The 17,144-nt window shown below is 66.9% G+C and carries 17 protein-coding genes; 8 read left to right on the top strand and 9 right to left on the bottom strand.

Annotation, left to right across the window (positions count from 1 at the left end; genetic code table 11):
- Positions 1-2 precede the first annotated feature (2 nt).
- The 3 genes from HMPREF2559_RS06975 to HMPREF2559_RS06965 are packed head-to-tail and all read right to left on the bottom strand — an operon-like array spanning position 3 to position 2,115.
- On the bottom strand, positions 3-1,142 hold the full coding sequence (locus HMPREF2559_RS06975; RefSeq protein ID WP_070540077.1) for a glutamate--cysteine ligase: 1,140 nt from the start codon (positions 1,140-1,142) through the stop codon (positions 3-5).
- Positions 1,143-1,157: 15 nt separating this feature from the next.
- Positions 1,158-1,826 carry a LytR C-terminal domain-containing protein gene (locus tag HMPREF2559_RS06970; protein ID WP_148138788.1) on the bottom strand — a complete coding sequence of 223 codons (669 nt, stop codon included), beginning with the start codon at positions 1,824-1,826 and terminating at the stop codon, positions 1,158-1,160.
- A 10-nt stretch (positions 1,827-1,836) separates the two neighbouring features.
- Positions 1,837-2,115: a DUF3263 domain-containing protein gene (locus HMPREF2559_RS06965; RefSeq protein ID WP_210387029.1), complete on the bottom strand. Its 279-nt coding sequence runs from the start codon at positions 2,113-2,115 to the stop codon at positions 1,837-1,839.
- Here HMPREF2559_RS06965 and HMPREF2559_RS06960 point away from each other — a divergent pair.
- Both HMPREF2559_RS06960 and HMPREF2559_RS06955 read left to right on the top strand, forming a co-directional pair.
- Complete coding sequence (locus HMPREF2559_RS06960) at positions 2,114-2,728, top strand: peptide deformylase (protein ID WP_066492879.1); 615 nt, start codon at positions 2,114-2,116, stop codon at positions 2,726-2,728. The two genes, HMPREF2559_RS06965 and HMPREF2559_RS06960, sit on opposite strands and share 2 nt — an antisense overlap.
- Positions 2,729-2,740: 12 nt before the next feature.
- A complete protein-coding gene (locus HMPREF2559_RS06955) occupies positions 2,741-3,763 on the top strand; it encodes an N-acetylglutamate synthase, CG3035 family (protein ID WP_066492877.1) in 1,023 nt (340 codons plus the stop codon).
- Between the two features lie 132 nt (positions 3,764-3,895).
- Here the strand turns inward: HMPREF2559_RS06955 and HMPREF2559_RS06950 are convergent, their stop codons facing one another.
- Positions 3,896-5,407 (bottom strand): HNH endonuclease signature motif containing protein, encoded by a 1,512-nt coding sequence (locus HMPREF2559_RS06950; RefSeq protein WP_066492876.1) that lies wholly within the window; start codon positions 5,405-5,407, stop codon positions 3,896-3,898.
- 144 nt (positions 5,408-5,551) lie between these two features.
- On the opposite strand from HMPREF2559_RS06950, the gene HMPREF2559_RS06945 reads away from it, so the two are divergent.
- Positions 5,552-6,343, top strand: a complete 792-nt coding sequence (locus tag HMPREF2559_RS06945; RefSeq protein WP_070540071.1) for an exodeoxyribonuclease III — start codon at positions 5,552-5,554, stop codon at positions 6,341-6,343.
- Entirely contained in the window at positions 6,343-7,800 is a 1,458-nt protein-coding gene (locus HMPREF2559_RS06940; RefSeq protein WP_070540069.1) for a phospholipase D-like domain-containing protein, read from the top strand. Before HMPREF2559_RS06945 ends, HMPREF2559_RS06940 begins: the two co-directional genes overlap by 1 nt.
- Before the next feature lie 14 nt (positions 7,801-7,814).
- Here HMPREF2559_RS06940 and HMPREF2559_RS06935 read toward each other — a convergent pair whose 3' ends face one another.
- From HMPREF2559_RS06935 to HMPREF2559_RS06920, 4 genes are read right to left on the bottom strand one after another with little or no spacing between them, the layout of a single operon-like run.
- Positions 7,815-8,996 carry a multidrug effflux MFS transporter gene (locus HMPREF2559_RS06935; protein ID WP_066492872.1) on the bottom strand — a complete coding sequence of 394 codons (1,182 nt, stop codon included), beginning with the start codon at positions 8,994-8,996 and terminating at the stop codon, positions 7,815-7,817.
- Entirely contained in the window at positions 8,993-9,757 is a 765-nt protein-coding gene (locus tag HMPREF2559_RS06930; protein WP_066492869.1) for an ABC transporter permease, read from the bottom strand. The genes HMPREF2559_RS06935 and HMPREF2559_RS06930 overlap by 4 nt, the downstream gene beginning before the upstream one ends.
- On the bottom strand, positions 9,747-10,694 hold the full coding sequence (locus HMPREF2559_RS06925; protein ID WP_066492868.1) for an ABC transporter ATP-binding protein: 948 nt from the start codon (positions 10,692-10,694) through the stop codon (positions 9,747-9,749). The genes HMPREF2559_RS06930 and HMPREF2559_RS06925 overlap by 11 nt, the downstream gene beginning before the upstream one ends.
- Before the next feature lie 10 nt (positions 10,695-10,704).
- Entirely contained in the window at positions 10,705-11,184 is a 480-nt protein-coding gene (locus HMPREF2559_RS06920; protein ID WP_066492968.1) for an NUDIX domain-containing protein, read from the bottom strand.
- Between the two features lie 50 nt (positions 11,185-11,234).
- Between HMPREF2559_RS06920 and HMPREF2559_RS06915 the strand changes: the two genes are divergently transcribed.
- From HMPREF2559_RS06915 to HMPREF2559_RS13400, 4 genes are read left to right on the top strand one after another with little or no spacing between them, the layout of a single operon-like run.
- Entirely contained in the window at positions 11,235-12,617 is a 1,383-nt protein-coding gene (locus HMPREF2559_RS06915) for a hypothetical protein (RefSeq protein WP_066512342.1), read from the top strand.
- Complete coding sequence (locus HMPREF2559_RS06910; RefSeq protein ID WP_070540066.1) at positions 12,617-13,627, top strand: glutamate ABC transporter substrate-binding protein; 1,011 nt, start codon at positions 12,617-12,619, stop codon at positions 13,625-13,627. The genes HMPREF2559_RS06915 and HMPREF2559_RS06910 overlap by 1 nt, the downstream gene beginning before the upstream one ends.
- A complete protein-coding gene (locus tag HMPREF2559_RS06905) occupies positions 13,624-16,071 on the top strand; it encodes a serine/threonine protein kinase (RefSeq protein WP_066492861.1) in 2,448 nt (815 codons plus the stop codon). The genes HMPREF2559_RS06910 and HMPREF2559_RS06905 overlap by 4 nt, the downstream gene beginning before the upstream one ends.
- Positions 16,072-16,115: 44 nt before the next feature.
- Positions 16,116-16,247: a hypothetical protein gene (locus HMPREF2559_RS13400; protein WP_256374992.1), complete on the top strand. Its 132-nt coding sequence runs from the start codon at positions 16,116-16,118 to the stop codon at positions 16,245-16,247.
- A gap of 104 nt (positions 16,248-16,351) precedes the next feature.
- Here HMPREF2559_RS13400 and HMPREF2559_RS06900 read toward each other — a convergent pair.
- Positions 16,352-17,144: HNH endonuclease signature motif containing protein (locus tag HMPREF2559_RS06900; protein WP_070540064.1), on the bottom strand; the 793-nt coding region annotated here is incomplete at its 5' end.

Genomic DNA, 17,144 nt, shown 5'->3' with positions numbered 1-17,144 from the left:
TTTTAAACCAGGGGGTGGCCGGCGGCGAGCTCGTCGCAGGCGAGGTCCACGGCCGGGTTCCACGAGCGCGTCTCCTCGAAGAGGCGGCGCTGGCGCTCGTAGCCGGCGCCGTGCTCAATAATCTCTAGGATGCGGGCGAGTTCCGCGGCGCAGCCGAGCTCGCGGGCGAGCGGCGTGAGCTCCTCGACGAGGTTCGCAAGCTCATCCTTGACCCAGCGCTCGTCCGTCTCGCGCGACGTAATGACGAGGGCGTCCATGCCGTAGCGGGCGCCGCGCCACTTATTCTCGGCGACGTGCCAGGGCTGCAGGGTGGGCAGCGGCTCGCCGGCTTCCCACAGACGGTCGTAGTGGACCACGAGGCAGTGCGTGAGCGCGACGATGGCGGAGAGCTCGCGGAGGTTGGAGGCGGCATCGGAAATGCGGACCTCGACGGTGCCCCACTTGGAGGCCGGGCGGATGTCGAAGTGCATGGAGCCGGTGTGGTTGATGACGCCGGAAATCGACTGGTCGCGCATGTAGGACTGCCACTCGGCCCAGCTACCGAATTGGTAAGGCATGCCGGCGGTGGGCAGCTGCTGGTAGAGCATCGTGCGGTTGGAGGCGTAGCCCGTGTCGAGCCCGTCCCAGCCCGGCGAGCACGCGGAGATGGCGAGCAGGTGCGGGTACGTGGTCATGAGCGCATTGATGATCGGCCACACCTTGTCCTCGTGGCTCACACCGACGTGGACGTGCGTGCCCCACAGCAGCATCTGCTGGCCCCAGTAGCGCGTGCGGTTGATGATCTCCTTGTAGGAGTCCTTGTCCCCCAGCGGGTTCTTCCGGAAATCCGAGAACGGGTGGCCGCCGGAGGCCCACAGGCGCAGGCCGCGTTCCTCGGCGGCCGCGCGGACGAAGGACAGGTCGCGGGCGAGCTCCTCCATCGCCTGCGGCACCGTATCGCAGATGCCGGTGACAAGCTCGACGGTATTTTGGAGGAACTCCTTCTCCAGGTGCACCTCGGGGTGGGCGGCATTGACGGCCGCGATCACCTCCGGCCCGCGCGCGACGAGGTCGCGAGTCTGAGGATCGACAAGCGCGACCTCCCACTCGACGCCAAGCGTCGGTTTGGGGGATCGCGCAAAAATTTCAGCCGGGGTATTCACCCTTAAAATTTAACCCTATTGGTTGACCAACACGATAGTCACCGCGCCCTCAGCCATGGCTTTCTCGGGCAAGGCCTGGATATTCTCCTTCGCGACACCACTGAATTTATCTGCGAGGGTGCGCGCCTGAGCCTCGGCAACCGCGTCGCCGGCCGGGAAGAAGACGGTGGTCTCGGTGAGGATTTCATCCGCGAAGTTGCCCACCTCGCCAAGCTCGTAGCCGGCGTCAGTCACCTGCTTGGACACGTCGGCAGCCAGGCCCTGCACCGTCGAGTTGTTGAGGATGCTCACCTTGCGCTGGCTTGCCGATGCCCCCTCTCCCGCACCGGCTGCCGACACCGCCGCGTCACCTTCGCCGGCTGGGGCCGGGGCGCCAGGCGTGGCCGCGCCGTCCGCGCCGTCCGCGCCGGTCTCGCCCTGGCCCTCGGCTGGGGTGGCGGACTGGCCGTTGGCGGGGGCATCGGCAGGCTGGGCCTGGCCGGGCTGGGGCTGCTGGGCCTGGGGCGACTGGGCGGCCACGGGGGCATCGGCAGCCGTGGGCTCCGGGTTGCCGCCGCGGGTAAAGCTGTAAAGGGCCCAGAGGCCGAGCGCGACGGCGACGGCGATGAGCACCATCGCGAGGCCGCGCAGGGGCAGGCCTGCTGCCGGGGACTTCTCGTTCGTCTCAGGATTCACATTAGTCACATGCGTCACTTTAGCCGTCGGGCTGCTCCGTGGGGCGCGCGGCGCGCCGAAGATCCTCCCTCCGATCCCGCACGCGGCGCAGACGGCCCACGAGCTGCGGCGAATAGGCGAGCGCGTCGGCCGAGTCGAGCAGCCGGTTGAGCCGCTGGTGATAGCGGACGGGCGACATGTCGAAGCGCTCACGGATGGCCGCCTCCTTCGCGCCGACGGCGCACGGGGCCTGCGCCTCGAAGTCTAAGAGGGCGGCGTCTAGGTCTGACAGCGAGCTCATGCCTAAACTGTAGGCCATGACTATTCGCCCCATCGTAATCCACGGCGATCCCGTGTTGCACCACCCCACCGAGCCGGTGACCGAGCCCATCTCCTCGCCCGAGCTCCAAGAACTCATTGCCGACATGTACGAGACCATGGAGGTCGCCCACGGCGTGGGTCTCGCCGCCAACCAGGTGGGCGTCAACAAGCGTCTGTTTGTCTACCACTGCCCGGACACGGATGGCCCGAACGGCACCGAGCTCGAGGACGGCGGCATGCGCAAGGGTTGTGTCATCAACCCGGTGCTCGAGACCTCCGAGATCCCCAAGACCATGCCCGCCGACGACGGCTCCGAGGACGAAGGCTGCCTCTCCGTGCCCGGCGAAGGCTTCCCCACCGGCCGCGCCGACTGGGCCCGCGTCACCGGCAAGGACGAGCACGGCAACGACATCTCGATTGAGGGCTACGGCTTCTTCGCCCGAATGCTCCAGCACGAGACCGGCCACCTCGACGGCTTCGTCTACACCGACGTGCTTACCGGCCGTTACAAGCGCCAGGCGAAGAAGATCATTAAGTCCAACGGCTGGACCGAACCGGGACTTACCTGGCTGCCCGGCGAAGGCCCGGATCCCTTCGGCCACGACGACTAAGCTCGCCTTCCCATGAGCTACATTTTCCGCTCCGATGCCCCGCGCGTGGGCGAGCGCGTGGTCGTGCGCCGCGACATGGGCGGCGGCATGCATTCCGATGTCATCGGACACGTCGTCTCCCTCGACCCCCTCGTCGTCCGGCCGCAGGCGGTGGGCGGCTACCCGTCCGCGCTCGAAGCCATCACCATTCCGGATGAGCAGATTCAGATCGTGAAGAAGCTCTCCCCGCGCATGGTCCGCAACTCCGACATCCGTGCGGTCGAAGTCGCCACCGCCGCGGCCTTCCCTGGCAAGGAACACACGTGGACCGCGGACGGCCAATGGCTCATGCGCGCCGGCGATGGCGTGACGGAACGCTCCAACTCCGCGACCCCGCTCGGCCCCTCCGCTGGCTTCACCCAGGTGCCACTCGCCGAAATCGAGGCCTTCTACACCCGCCACGATTTGCCGCTCATCCTCGAGCTGCCCGAACGCATCGGCAAACCCGCCGAGAAGCTCGTTGCAGGCAACCCCGCATGGACGCTCGGTCCCGAAATCTCCGTCATGGTCCGCTCGCTCGCGGACCTCAGCGACCTGCCCGACCGTCCCGACGAGTGGGAGTTCCACATCGACGACCAACCCGACGACGACTGGCTGGCTCTCTATCACTTCCGCGGCCAAGCCCTGCCGCCGGAAGCGCTCGAATACCTACGCACACGCATCGAGGGCCACATGGGCTTCGGCCGCCTCGTTACCCGCGAGGGCGAGACCGTCGCCATCACGCGCGGTACGCTCACCGATTCCGGCAACGGCACACATTGGCTCGGCTACTCCGCCGTCGAGGTCGCCCCAGCCTGGCGCCGCCGCGGCCTCGCGACACAGCTGGGCATGGACATGCTCCGCTGGGGCCGTGAGCATGGCGCCGAGCGCGCCTACCTCCAAGTCCTCGGGACCAACGAGGCCGGCGTGGGCCTCTACACCAAGCTCGGCTTCATCGAGCAGCACCGCCACCGCTACGCTCACTTCACGGGCGAGCCCGGCACCGACGCCCGCTAGCCCCTGCCGTCCCTCGCCAACCATGTGCGGAGAGGCGCACGAAGCGCCACCACCCCGCCCCGGGCACACGCGAAAGGCGCCGCACGGAGCGGGGTGGGCAGGATTGGACAGGGCAGGGCGCGGGGCCATCGACTAAGCAATTCCCAGGTCGAACAGCCCACCATCTTCCGGCGGTTGGTCCGGCACGTCCGGAGATCCAGGCGGAGAAGTCTGTTCCGGCGAGGCCTCGGGGCGGGCCCGGAGACGTTCGCCCGGCGCACGACTGCGCTTGTGAGTCTCATTAAACTGCAGGTCACCGCCGTCCGGCGGGCGCCAGCCCACGGTTCCGGTGCGCAGGTCGCGCTCGAAGTGACCGAGTCCGCCCGAGCCGTCCCACTTGTCGTTGTTCGTCACGTGGCAGGGGCGGCACGCGATAGTAAGGTTCTCGATATCGGTGCGACCGCCATTGGCGAAGGCCACGATGTGGTGGATATCGCTCATGACCAGCGGGGTATCGCAACCACGGCCGGAGCACACGAGCTCCGAGGCCGCTAGCGCGAGACGCTGCTCGAGCGTCGCCGTGCGGGTCGAGCGACCCATAGTGAGCGGCACCGGCGTGAGCCCGTCCATGAGGACCGCGAAGTCGGAACCGGCGCCGCCGGCGAGGAGGACCTCGAGCGCGTTGAGCGTGTAGCCCGTGTTCGTCTCGAAGCGGGTGTCCGCGTCAACGTGGCGCAGATCCTCGAGCGTCGTCGCGATGACGAGCGAGCCAATGCCACGAGCCTGGCGCTCGGGTGCCGAAAGATGCCCGCGGATAATGGCAAAGAACTGGTCCGCCATCCGCTGGCGCATGGTGCGCTTATCTTCTTCCGGGGCGACGACGGTGTTAGAGCCGCCGACACGGCCCGGCGCGAGCGCTGCGCGCAGGGCGGCCGCCATCTCCGCGGTGAGGTAGCCGCCGAAGGGCACGCCGCCGTCCGCGTCCTGCTGGCCCAACCAGATCGTGCGGTTCTTCCGCGCCGTGAGGCGGTCGCGACGATCCTCCGGGGTACGGCCGCGACGGTTGGCGTCCTGGACCTTAGCGCGCAGCCACTGGCGCAGATCTTTCTCAGAGCGCTTTCCTGCCTCCTTAAGCGCGAGCGCGTGGAGTTCGGCCTTGGACGGATCGCACGTATCCGAAAGACGCTCGAGCTCCTGGTCGATGACGCGCTGCTTGGACTCGCGCACACGGCGGGCACGCCCACGAGCCTCGGCGCGGGCGGCGGCGTCACGCTCCGCCTGCTCGCGGCGCTTGCGCTCCTCTTCTTCGCGGCGCGCCGCCTCTGCGGGATCCGGCGAGGGTTCCGCAGGTTCGGGCCCGGGGTCAGGAGAGGGAGCATCGAAAAGCAAACGACCCGCATTGAGGCGGGCCGTGGCGGTGGCGTGATCGATATCGAGGGCGTGGGTGAGGTAGTCGACGGTGCGGGTGGAACCGACCAGGCGGCCAGCGTCCGCGAGATGTGCGAGCCAGGCAAAGCGTGCGTCGGCGAAGGCCTTCTTGGCCATGGCGCGCTCAAGTTCTTCCATGGGCTGGGAGAGCTCGGCAAATGCCGAAACCTCAACGACTGCCTGCAGCCGCTCCAGCAACGCGTCGATCTGATTGACCAGTTCCTGCGGATTATCCATCTCTACCTCCCCCCGCTTACACATTCGATAATATTCACCCACCAAGCAAAGTCAAGCCTTTTTTAGAACAACTTTTCTAACCTTAAAGCCGACAGTGAGACATATTCGATAGCGACCTGGGAGAAGCAAGGTAATCTTTAGGCCATGCGCATCGCCACGTGGAATATTAACTCGGTTCGAGCCCGGACCGAACGCGCCGTCGACCTCCTTCGCAAGCACGACCTCGACGTGCTCTGCCTGCAAGAGACCAAGGTGGCGGACGACAAATTCCCGCACGCCCCCTTCGAGGAGGCCGGGTACCACGTGAGCGCCCATGGGCTGAACCAGTGGAACGGCGTGGCCATCGTGTCCAAGGACGCGCCGGAGGACGTACACACAAGCTTCCCGCACCAGCCCGGGTTCGCAAAGGACCAGATCAAGCCGCAGAACCTCGAGGCGCGCGCGATAGGGGCGACGATCAGGGGCGTGGAAATCTGGAGCCTCTACGTGCCCAACGGCCGCGAGCTCACGGACCCGCACTACGGCTACAAGCTGGCGTTCTACTACGCCCTGGCGCGCTATGCGGAGGACAAAGCGAAGGGCAAGCTGCTGCTCACTGGCGACTTCAACGTCGCGCCCCGCGACGAGGACGTGTGGGATATCGACTTCTTCAAGGGAAAGACCCACGTATCCGAGCCGGAGCGGGCGGCGTTCGAGATGATCCTCGAGGCCGGAGTGCGAGAGCTCAAGCCGAAAGAACGCTACACCTACTTCGACTACAAGTCCGCGCGCTTTGAGCGCAACCAGGGCATGAAGATCGATTTCTTGCTGGCAACGGAGGCGCTGCACGACAAGCGCACGTGGGTGGATCTTGAGGAACGCGCCGGCGAGAAGACCTCGGACCACTGCCCGCTCATCACGGAGCTGGACCTGCCGGACTTCAACGCGGTGCGCTGATGAGCCTCAATATCGATCTGTCGATGTGGCAGTTTGTTCTGCTCATCGTCGATTACACCATCAAGATTCTGGCCGTCGGCTTCGTGCCGGAGGGGCGGCGCCCGTCGAGCTCGACGGCGTGGCTGCTCGCCATTTTGCTGCTGCCCTACATCGGGCTGCCGCTGTTCCTGCTCATGGGCTCGCCATATATCAACCGGCGCCGGCACCGCATCCAAAAAGAAGCCAATGAGATGATCGAGGACGTCCACGCGGGCATGCCGGACCACCCGCACGATGAACTGCCTACGGAAATCGAGTCGCTGCTCAGGCTCAACCGCCGGCTCACCGGGTTCCCCGCCGTGCACGGCCACAACGCGGGCATCCACGCGGACTACGAGGAAGCCATCGCCGCGATGGCCCGCGCTGTCGACCGCGCCGAAAAGTACGTCTACGTCGAGATTTACATCCAATCCTGGGACACCGTCACCGCGCCCTTCTACGAGGCACTGGAGCGCGCCGCAACACGGGGCGTCGAGGTCAAGTTACTCCTCGACCAGATTGGTTCCCACAAGTACAAGGGCTACCGGAAGCTCGGAAAGAAGCTCACGAACGCGGGCATCGACTGGCATCTCACGCTACCCATCTCGCTCATCCGCGGCCGCTTCCGCCGCCCCGACCTGCGCAATCACCGCAAATTCATGGTCGTCGACGGCGAGGTGGGCTTCCTCGGATCGCTCAATATGATCCAGCGCCAGTATCGCACGAAGGACCGCGCGTGGGTCGACTACATGACGGAGCTCACCGGGCCCATCGTCGCCTCGCTGAGCGCCATCTTCGCCGTGGATTGGTACCTCGAATCAGACGAAATCATCGAGCCTCAGCTCCCGCCCCACCGCGACACCTCGGCCGAGGACACGAACTACCTGCAGCTCATCCCCTCTGGGCCCGGCTACACCACGGAGCCGAACCTGCGCATGTTCAACTCCGTCATTCACCACGCCAAGCACCGCCTGGTCATGGTGAGCCCCTACTTTGTGCCGGACGAGTCCATGATGGACGCCATCACCACCGCCTGTTACCGCGACGTCGAGGTCGAGCTCTATGTCTCCGCCGCCGCGGACCAGTTCATGGTCAACCACGCCCAATCCTCGTACTACCAGGCGCTGCTCGAGGCCGGCGTGCGTATTTTCCAGTTCCCCTACCCCTTCGTCCTGCACTCCAAGTTCCTCGTCGCGGACCCAGGCCACCCCAACCCGCTGTGCATGTTTGGCAGCTCCAACATGGACATGCGTTCCTTCGGCCTCAATTATGAGACCACGTTGCTCGTAGCGCAGGGCAATCTCATCGACCAGTTCGCCCAGCTCAGTGCCAACTACCGGGCCGTCTGCCACGAGCTCACCCTCGACGAGTGGAACAAGCGCGGCTTCGGCCGCCGCTACGTCGACAACGTCATGCGGCTTACCTCAGCGCTGCAATAGCTTTCCGATGCCCCCTAGCCCGCTTCGCGTGCTAGGCGAGACGTAGCCCAAAAACCCGCAGCCGCCGCAATAATCCCGCAGGTCAGGATACCGAAAGCCATCGTATGCGTAGGCTGGGATCCTAAGCCCATAAGCGGCGAGACGATGCCGCCCAACAGCGACTGGACAAAGCCCATGACCGCGGAGATGGAGCCAGCAAGCTCGCGGCGAATGCCCGTGGCCAGCGCCGTCGCGTTGCCCATGATAAACCCCACCGGGGACGTGGCGAGCAGGATGCAGGCAACGATGAGGTACCAGGGGGCATCGGCAAGCGCGGCGACGGTGAGGATGAGGCCTCCGCCAACGCACAGCAGCAGGCCAGCGCGGAGCATGGTCACGGCGCCGAAGCGTGTGACGAGGCGCGAGTTGATGGTGGTCGCGACGAGCATGCCCAACGCGTTGATGGCGAAGAGCAGCGAGTAGTGGGCGGGGCTGAAGCCGTAGACCGTCTGGAGGACGAAGGAGGACGCCGAGATATAGCTAAACAGCGCGCCGAAGCCGAAGGCCATAGCGAGGAGGAAGCCCCACACGAGCGGCATGCGCACGACGGTGAGGTAATTGCCCGCGACCGTGCGCACGAGGCCGCCGGTGCGCTCGGCCTTGCCGCCGGTCTCCGGGACGAGGAGGAACGCGAGGAGGAGCTGGACGGCGTGGAGACCGGTAAGCGTCCAGAAGATGCCGCGCCAGCCCACGGGCTCGGCGAGCAGGCCGCCGATGACCGGTGCGATGGCCGGCGCGATGCCGCCGATGGCCATGAGCACCGAGAACGTCTTCGCCGCCGCGGAGCCGCTGAGCAGGTCTGGCACGACGGAGCGCGCGAGCACGTTGCACGCGCCGCCGCCCAGGCCTTGGAGGATGCGGGCGAGGATGAGCACGCCGATGCCCGGCGCGAGGGCCGCAAGCACGGACGCCACGAGCGCCAGGCCTGCGGACCACAGCAACAGCCGGCGGCGGCCCACGACGTCCGAGACCGGACCGATAAGCAGCTGGCCGAAGGCCATGCCCACGAAGAAGCCGGTGAGCGTGAACTGCGCGACGGCCTGCTCGACGCCGAACTCGCCAGCGATGTGCGGCAGGACGGGCAGGTACATGTCAGTCGCAAAAGGCGCTGTTGCGGACAACAGCGCCAAGGTGAGCATGAGGGGGACGGGAATCATACGTCTCGTTTTACCAAGGCGGCCACGCCGCCCAGCCACAGGATGGCGGCCCAGAGCACGAAGACGACGAGGTACCAGTGCGAGTTATCCGCGAAGACGGACCACGAGCCCGCCGCGTCCGTGAGCCACGAGCGCAGCGCGTTAAACGGCGAGAAGTGCATGAGCTTCTCGCCCACTTTCGGCACGAACTGAATGAGGTTGTCCACTCCCCAGAACAGGATGAGTCCCACGGCAATCGTGCCCGCGGACTGGCGCAGCAGCAGCGCCAGGCCCTGGGCGAAGACGACCATGAGCGCCGTGCCCACCGGGTACGACCACAGCGCGCGCTGCGCGACCGGGTCTGCAAAAATGTTGTCGAAGCCGACGACCTCGTCCGCCATGAGCTGCGCGAGCCCCAGGCACGCGACGATGCCGATGAACATGAGCACCGCAGCGATGACGGCGTAGAGCACAAGCTTCGCCACGGCGACCTGCGCGCGGTGCGAGTTCGCCAGGTACAGCGGCGTGGGAAGGTTGTAGCGGTACTCCGTCGTGATGACCATGATCGCCTGAATCATGAGCACGGACAGGTTGAGCCACAACAGGCCCGAGACCACGATGGACGCGCTCGCCACCGCGGGCGCTCCGTCGAAAAGCGAGGTCAGCCGCGTAGTGAAGAACGCCCACAGCAATGAGAAGACGAAGAACAGGCCGGTCGTCCATCGGAACGACGCCGTCGTGGTGAGCTTCGTGAACTCCGCACGAATCGTATTAACGAGCATGGTGGCCTCCTTGGTTGCCCGCCGGGCGGGACTGATATTGCACGTCGTCGCGCGTGAGCTCCATAAACGCGTCCTCGAGCGAGGCGCGGCGCAGCGAAAGCTCGTCGAGCGCCACGCCCACGCTAAACGCGAGGCGACCGATGCTCTCCGTCGTCTGGTCCGGCACGATAAGCGTCGGGCGGCCTTCTTCGTCCGCGCCGCGCTCGTAGCCGATGCCTTCCGCGCTCAGCGTGCCCGCGAACGCGTCGAGGTGCTCGGCGCGCACGATGACGGACGAGCCCGAGTACTGCTTGACGAAGTCGTACGTGGGCATGTCCGCGATGAGCCGGCCGCGGCCGATGACCACGAGCTGGTCCGCCGTGAGCGCCATCTCCGAGAGCAGGTGCGAGGAAATGAGCACCGAGCGGCCCTCCGCCGCGAGCGCCTTGACGAGCGAGCGCACCCAGCGGATGCCCTCCGGATCGAGACCGTTGACGGGCTCGTCGAGGAGCAGCACCTCCGGGTCGCCGAGCAGCGCCGCCGCCAGGCCCAGGCGCTGGCCCATGCCCAGCGAGAAGCCGCCGGCCTTCTTACCCGCCACGCCGTCGAGGCCCACGATTCCCAGCACCTCGTCCACGCGCGACAGCGGCAGCCCGTTCGACTGCGCCATCCACTTCAAGTGGTTGCGCGCGCTGCGGTTGGGGTGCACGGCCTTCGCGTCGAGCAGCGCGCCCACCTTCGTGAGCGGGTTGCGCAGCTCGCCGTACGGCACGCCATCGATGAGCGCACGCCCGGCCGTCGGCCGGTCGAGCCCCAGAATCATCCGCATGGTCGTCGACTTGCCCGCGCCGTTCGGGCCCAAAAAGCCCGTGACGACGCCCGGTTTGACTTCGAACGTCACGTCATCGACCGCGCGGACCGAACCATATTGCTTGGTCAGCCCTTGAATTTCAATCATGCGGACAACACTACAGCCCCAACTCCGCCACCGCGTCCCGCAGGCCCGGCAACGCCGCCCGGAACGCCGGCAACAAATCCAACTGCTCCACCGCGTCCCCCGCCAACGGCACCCAGCGCAGCTCCTGGGATTCCTCATTCGCCACCACCGGCAGTCGACGCGAAGCCCCCGCGAGCACCGTCGTATACGTCCACCCGTCGCCCTCAAACGGCCCAGCCGTCACGAGCGAGCGGCGCACCGTGACGGACGCGGCGGGGACGCCGCACTCTTCGAAGGTCTCGCGGAGGGCGGCATCGGCAGCAGATTCACCCCGCTCGCGCGCGCCGCCGGGCACGCCCCACGTGTCGCCCTGGTTGGTCCACGCCGCGCGATGCTGGAGCAGGACGTGGCCCTCGGCGACGAGGAAGAGCCCCGCCGCACCATAGAGGCCCCACAGCTTCATGCCATCGGGTCCCGCAGCCCAGCCGTCACCTGAAAATTTTCCGCTCATGTCCGCCATACTAACCGCGCCACCCCACCGCGGCCCGTTATCCTTAAGGAATGACCACGCCCAACGCCGAGCTCGCCGATCAGTGGTTGGATGACGTCACCGAGCCCTCCCAGCCGGTCTTCGACCGTCCCACCCACCGGCTCTACGCGTGGTTTATCGGCCCGGCGCGCCTGGCTCGGCGCCTCCTCAGCTTCCTCGGCACCACGCCCGGCAAGCTCGTGGCGGTCACGCTAGCGCTCACCATCGCCATCGCCGCGGCGGGCATGTCGCTCGCGGCCAGCTCCACGGACCGGCACGCGAACCTCAATACGCTGCTCAGCTCCACTGAGCCCATGAATAACTCGGCGCACAACCTCTATACCTCGCTCTCGCTCGCGGACACGATTGCGACCACCGGCTTCGTCCAGCTGGGCGAGGGCTCCACCGACGACCGCGAGGCGTATAGCGCGGCCATCGACACCGCGACGGTCGCCGCGACAGAATCCGCGCTCGGCTCCGCAACGGATGACACGCGCATTCGCGAACTCATCCTCAACATCCAGCGGCAGCTGCCGGTGTACACGGGCATGGTGGAAACCGCGCGCGCCAACCACCGCGATGGCAACGCCGTCGCCGTCAACTACATGTCCAACGCCTCGACGCTCATGCGCGAGGACATCCTGCCGGACGCCCGCGAGCTCTTTCGCCTCACCAGCGCCAAGGTGACGCAGGAACAAAAGGCGCTCACCCGCCCGCAATGGGTGCCGCTCTCCGGCTTCGTCGCCGCCGTATTCTTCCTCCTCGCCGCGCAGTGGTGGCTGTGGCGGCTCACACGCCGCCGCTTCAACCGCGGCTTCCTCGCCGCGACGGTGCTGCTCTCCGTCGCGTTGGCCTGGGTGAGTATCACCACCATCATGATCTGGGCCGCGGGCTCGCAGCGCTTCGAGGCCGTCGCCGCGCCGTGGGAGCAGCTCACCGCCTCCCAGATTGAGGCCCAGCAAGCGCGCACAACGGAAACGCTCATGCTCGTCTCCCGCCAGGCCACCGTGGACGCGACCGTCGACTTCGACGCCACAGTCCTCGCCGTCCACCAGGCGCTGGACTCCTACGGCGCGGCCGAAGACCTCGGCGCCGGCGACGCCCAGTCCGTCGCCGATGCCCGCGGCGCCCTCAACCAATGGGCCAGCGCGCACAAGGACCTCGTGGCCGATCTCAACGCGGGCCGTTACGACTCCGCCATCACGCTGTCCACCGAGGACGGCGCCGGCAGCTTCAACGACCTCAATGACGCACTCACCCGCCTTATCGCGGACACGCGCGGCGTCCTGCGCTCCTACATCGAATCCGGCCACCAGGCCACGACGGCGCTCGGCGGCTCGGTGGGCTTCCTCACGCTGCTCGGCATCATCTGCGTCTGGCTCGGCATCCGCCCCCGACTCCAGGAGTACCTCTAATGCGCCGCCTCGCCGCCGTCCTCCTCGCCGTCCCGTTGGCCGCCTGTGCGCCCCCGCCTTCCGATGCCCCCTCCCCCGCGCCATCCGCTCCCTCCCGCATCGGCCAGCCGCTGCCGGCCGGCGCCTCGCTCGAGCCCGCGGGCTCACAGCCCGCTCGCACGGACGCGGACGCGAGCACAGATCTGCTGCGCGGCGCGGAAGGCAGCCTGCGCCCGGATGATAAGAAGCCGAAGGAGCGCGTCCCGTCCATCGTGGAGCGCGGCCGACTCATCGTGGGCGTGGACCAGTCGAATAACCTGCTCAGCTACCGCGACGCGCAGTCGGGCGAGCTGCGCGGCTTCGAGGTCTCGCTTGCGCACGAGCTCGCGCGCGATATCTTCGAAGACCCGAACCGCGTGGAGTTCCGCTACGTCACCTCCGCCGAGCGCGCCGCGGCCCTCGAGGACGGCACCGTAGACGTCGTCATCCGTTCCATGACGATTTCGGCGCAGCGCCAGCAGCAGGTCGAGTTCTCCACGCCCTACCTCACGACCCGCACGCGCCTGCTCGTGCCGGCCTCAAGCACCATCCGCGAGCTTTCCGATGTCGCCGGCCACACCGTCTGCGCCGCCGCCGGCTCCACCTCCATCGACATCATCCGGGCGCAGGCGCCGGAGGCGGACATCCTGGCCACCCGTTCGTGGGGTGACTGCCTCATGGCGCTCCAGCTCGGCCAAGCTGACGCCATCATCACCGACGACGCCCTGCTCTCCGGCATGGCGGCGCAGGATTCCTCGACCATCATCGTGGGCGAGGCGCTCTCCCAGGAGGCCTACGGCGTCGCCGTCGCCCGCGACGCCGCGAAGACTGCGGGGCTTGTGCGCCAGGTCAATTCCACGCTCGAGCGCCTCCGTTCCAACGGCACGTGGTCGAGCCTCTACCAGGAGTGGTTCGGCGACTACCTGCCCGCGCAGTCGCTGCCCGCGCCCGTCTACCGTCCCGAACCCGCGCAGGAGGATCGTGCCCAATGACCGACCGCGACCACCCATCCCACGACGAGCCCCAACCCACCGAGGCCGTTCCCTACGATCCCTTCGCCGACGACACCGCCGCGACTGGCCCCGCGACGCAGGCCGTCGCCTACGACCCCTTCGCGGACGACGAGGACACCGGCACGACCGCCGTCGCCTTCGACCCGTTCGCCGACGACGAAGACGACGCCGGATCCACCGAAGAGGACGCGGCGATTGCTGCGCTCATCGAGTCGATGACCAACCTGCGCCCGGGCGGGGCGGCGGCGAAGGGGGCATCGGCAAGCTCACTCACCCCGAGCGAACGCGACAAGGCACTCATGACCTTCCGCGAGCGGCGCGCCGCGGCGCGCACCGAGCGCGAGGTCGCGGACGGCATGGTGCGCCTGCCCTTCGTCGTGCCCACGGACCCGCACGACGCGCTGCGCGAGCCCGAGGACAACGGGAAGACCCCGCCGCCGCAGCTCGGCCCCGGCGACATGATTGCGGGCCAATACGAAATCCTGGGCGTCATCGCGCACGGCGGCATGGGCTGGATTTACCTGGCGAAAGACCACGTCGTCTCGGAACGCATCGTCGTGTTGAAGGGCATGCAATCCCATAAGAACGCGGACGAGACGGACGCCGCCCGCGCCGAGCGCGAATTCCTCGCGGACATCACGCACCCGGGAATCGTGAAGATTTTTAACTTCGTCGACGACGCACGCGTGCCCGGCGGATTCATCGTCATGGAATACGTGGGCGGCCCCTCCCTGCGTGCTCGCCGCAACCTCCAGGACGGCGGCCTGCTGCCCATCGATATCGCGATCGCGTACATCCTCGAGGTCCTCCCCGCGCTCGACTACCTCCACGCGCGCGGCGTGGTCTACAACGACCTCAAACCCGACAACATCATTGTGACCGAGGACCAGGTCAAGCTCATCGACCTGGGCGCGGTCTCCGGCATCGGCTCCTACGGTTTTATCTACGGCACGAAGGGCTTCCAAGCCCCCGAGGTCGCCACCGCCGGCCCCTCCGTCGCCAGCGATATCTACACGGTCGGCCGCACGCTCGCCGCACTCACGCTGCGCCTGCCGCGCGACGAGAACAACATCTACTTACCCGGCGTTCCCAGCCCCACCGACGAGCCGGTCCTGCGCCACTACCTGTCCTATTACCGCCTGCTCCTCCGCGCGACGCACCCGGATCCCGCGCAGCGTTTTACCGACATCACGGAGCTGCGCACTCAGCTCTACGGCGTGCTGCGCGAAGTCATCGCCGTCCGCGACGGCATCCAGCACCCGGCGCAGCACTCGCTCTTCTCGCCGCAGCGTACAACCTTCGGCACAAAACACCTCGTCTTCCGCACGGACCAGCTCATCGACGGCATCGACCGCACCGTGCGTATTACCTCCCCCGAGGTCGCCTCCGCGCTGCCCACCCCGCTGCTCGACCGCTCCGATATCGGTGCCCCGCTCCTCCAAGGCTATTCCTACACCGAGCCGCAGGAAGCCCTCGAAACCCTGCGCCAGGCCATGCAAACACCCGAGTATAAGACCTCCGTGGAAATCCCCTTCGGCGTCGTGCGCTCGATGATCGACCTCGGCTTCATCGGCCAGGCCCGCGCGTGGCTCGACTCCATCCACGCCACCCACGGCGACAACTGGCGTTTCCACTGGTTCTCCGGCGTCACCGAGCTCCTCCTCGACCGCTATGTCCAGGCGCAGAAGCACTTCTCGCACGTGCTCACCATCCTGCCTGGCGAACCCGCGCCGAAGCTCGCCATCGCCGCCGTCAACGAGCTCATCCTCCAACAGCTCGGCTACCACGAGACCGCCCTGCTCCCCGCCGAGATCGCCCGCGCCGTCTCCGGCCTCCATACCTCGCTCGCGGCGCTGCCCAACGAAACATTCGAGGAGCATCCCGGTATCTGGGAACACATCACCGAAGATCCCACGATGCTCCGCTTCAACTCCTTGCGTCTCTACGCCGTGGTCTGGGCGACGAACCCCACCACCGTCTCCTCCGCCTTCGGCCTCGCGCGCCAACTGCGCACGGAGCACCAAGTCGAGCTCGCCGTCGCCACCCTCGACGCCGTGCCGAACGCCTCGCGCCACCACCGCATGGCGCGCCTCACCACGATCCTGCAGCTCATCATGCAGGGGCTTACCGAGTCCCGCGTGCGCCGCGCCGCCCGCCGCCTCGAGGAAATCCCCACCAACGAGCCGCGCTTCCTGCAAATCAAGGTCGCCGTCATCTCCGCCGGGCTCAACTTCCTGCGCGAGAAGCACCTCGAGCGCGCCGCCTCCCCCAACGACCTCTTCGAGTACGCGTTTACGCAGCGCGGCCTCCAGTACGGTCTCGCCGATACGCTGCGCACCCTCGCGCGCCAGGCGCCGTTCAGCCGGCACCGCTACGCGCTCGTGGACCTCGCCAACCAGGTCCGGCCCATCACGATGTTCTAGCCCACGCCCCCAGCGCGAGCAGCACCGGCACCAGCCGCCACAGCATGTCCGTCGCACTGCTTGCCGATGCCCCCTTCGCCCCCGATGTCGCATCAAAGGTCACCGCTGTCTGCCCGTGGGCGCCGGGCTCGCCGACGGTGGCGTGTTCAGTGGCGTTATCGTTGGGGGCCGCGTGAACCCGCCATGAGTTGGGCGGTCGCTCAAAGGGCAGCCGAAAGCGCCGCACCGCCGGCTATATGCCTGGCGTGAACAGCCCAAAGACAGGATGTGTGCGGGGAGTTTAGGCGTTGCGGAATTCCTCCTCCAGCAGTTGCTTTTCTTCTTCCACCCACGCCGGCAATGGTCCTTCTAGCTCCGGCGCGACCGGCGTTCCCGGCGGGTGGTACCAGCCCTTGGGTGGCACCCAGTAAATCGTTCCGCGCCTTCTTAAGAACCCGCGACCATCCACCTCGTTGACGGCGTTGTGATATTGGCACGCAATCGTGAGATTCTCCGGGCTCGTCTCCCCTCCGTTGCGCCAAGCCTCAAGGTGGTGCACCTGGCAATCGTGCGCGCCCTTCGAACAGCCTGGCCACGGGCAGACGGGATTCTCACCCATGGCCATCAATCGCTGCTTTGTCGACGCAAACCGCGAAATCCGATGCAGATTCACCGGCCCGTACACCGGGTGCAACAGCACGTGGAAGCCATAGTCGTTGATGGTCCGCGTCGCCAGCTCCGTCGAGGAAATCACCGCGCCGTTGGACAACTGGAACCACACCTCGTGACCCTCACAGGCCTTGGCGTAGTTGTCCATCGTGGTCACGAGCATAAGTGTGATCGTCGGCTGCGCGGCTTTCTCTTCGCCGAACCAATGCTCGAGCACGGACTCGATGGGCTGGTCTTTGTCAATGGAATCGCGGATGTCAGCCAGGTCCGCCGACGGCCCGCAGATAGTCAGCGACGCATTGCCATCCGAATGCTGAGCAAAACGCACTCCTGCCTTCGGGGTGCGCGGCTTGACCACCTTCTTCACCAGCTCGCGGGCCTCTTTGTCAATGCGCTTCGTATCGCCGGTCTTCTTCAACGCCTCG

Origin of the sequence: Corynebacterium sp. HMSC072G08 (assembly GCF_001809185.1) — a bacterium.
GTDB classification, from domain to species: Bacteria; Actinomycetota; Actinomycetes; order Mycobacteriales; family Mycobacteriaceae; genus Corynebacterium; species Corynebacterium phoceense.
This window is presented reverse-complemented; position numbering and strand designations above follow the sequence as displayed.

Bases quoted from the DNA above. Each gene is read 5' to 3' on its own strand.
- HMPREF2559_RS06960 (WP_066492879.1), top strand. From the start codon at position 2,114: ATGACTATTCGCCCCATCGTAATCCACGGCGATCCCGTGTTGCACCAC.
- HMPREF2559_RS06965 (WP_210387029.1), bottom strand. From the start codon at position 2,115: ATGGCCTACAGTTTAGGCATGAGCTCGCTGTCAGACCTAGACGCCGCC.
- HMPREF2559_RS06955 (WP_066492877.1), top strand. From the start codon at position 2,741: ATGAGCTACATTTTCCGCTCCGATGCCCCGCGCGTGGGCGAGCGCGTG.
- HMPREF2559_RS06950 (WP_066492876.1), bottom strand. From the start codon at position 5,407: ATGGATAATCCGCAGGAACTGGTCAATCAGATCGACGCGTTGCTGGAG.
- HMPREF2559_RS06945 (WP_070540071.1), top strand. From the start codon at position 5,552: ATGCGCATCGCCACGTGGAATATTAACTCGGTTCGAGCCCGGACCGAA.
- HMPREF2559_RS06940 (WP_070540069.1), top strand. From the start codon at position 6,343: ATGAGCCTCAATATCGATCTGTCGATGTGGCAGTTTGTTCTGCTCATC.
- HMPREF2559_RS06935 (WP_066492872.1), bottom strand. From the start codon at position 8,996: ATGATTCCCGTCCCCCTCATGCTCACCTTGGCGCTGTTGTCCGCAACA.
- HMPREF2559_RS06930 (WP_066492869.1), bottom strand. From the start codon at position 9,757: ATGCTCGTTAATACGATTCGTGCGGAGTTCACGAAGCTCACCACGACG.
- HMPREF2559_RS06925 (WP_066492868.1), bottom strand. From the start codon at position 10,694: ATGATTGAAATTCAAGGGCTGACCAAGCAATATGGTTCGGTCCGCGCG.
- HMPREF2559_RS06920 (WP_066492968.1), bottom strand. From the start codon at position 11,184: ATGAGCGGAAAATTTTCAGGTGACGGCTGGGCTGCGGGACCCGATGGC.
- HMPREF2559_RS06915 (WP_066512342.1), top strand. From the start codon at position 11,235: ATGACCACGCCCAACGCCGAGCTCGCCGATCAGTGGTTGGATGACGTC.
- HMPREF2559_RS06910 (WP_070540066.1), top strand. From the start codon at position 12,617: ATGCGCCGCCTCGCCGCCGTCCTCCTCGCCGTCCCGTTGGCCGCCTGT.
- HMPREF2559_RS06905 (WP_066492861.1), top strand. From the start codon at position 13,624: ATGACCGACCGCGACCACCCATCCCACGACGAGCCCCAACCCACCGAG.
- HMPREF2559_RS13400 (WP_256374992.1), top strand. From the start codon at position 16,116: ATGTCCGTCGCACTGCTTGCCGATGCCCCCTTCGCCCCCGATGTCGCA.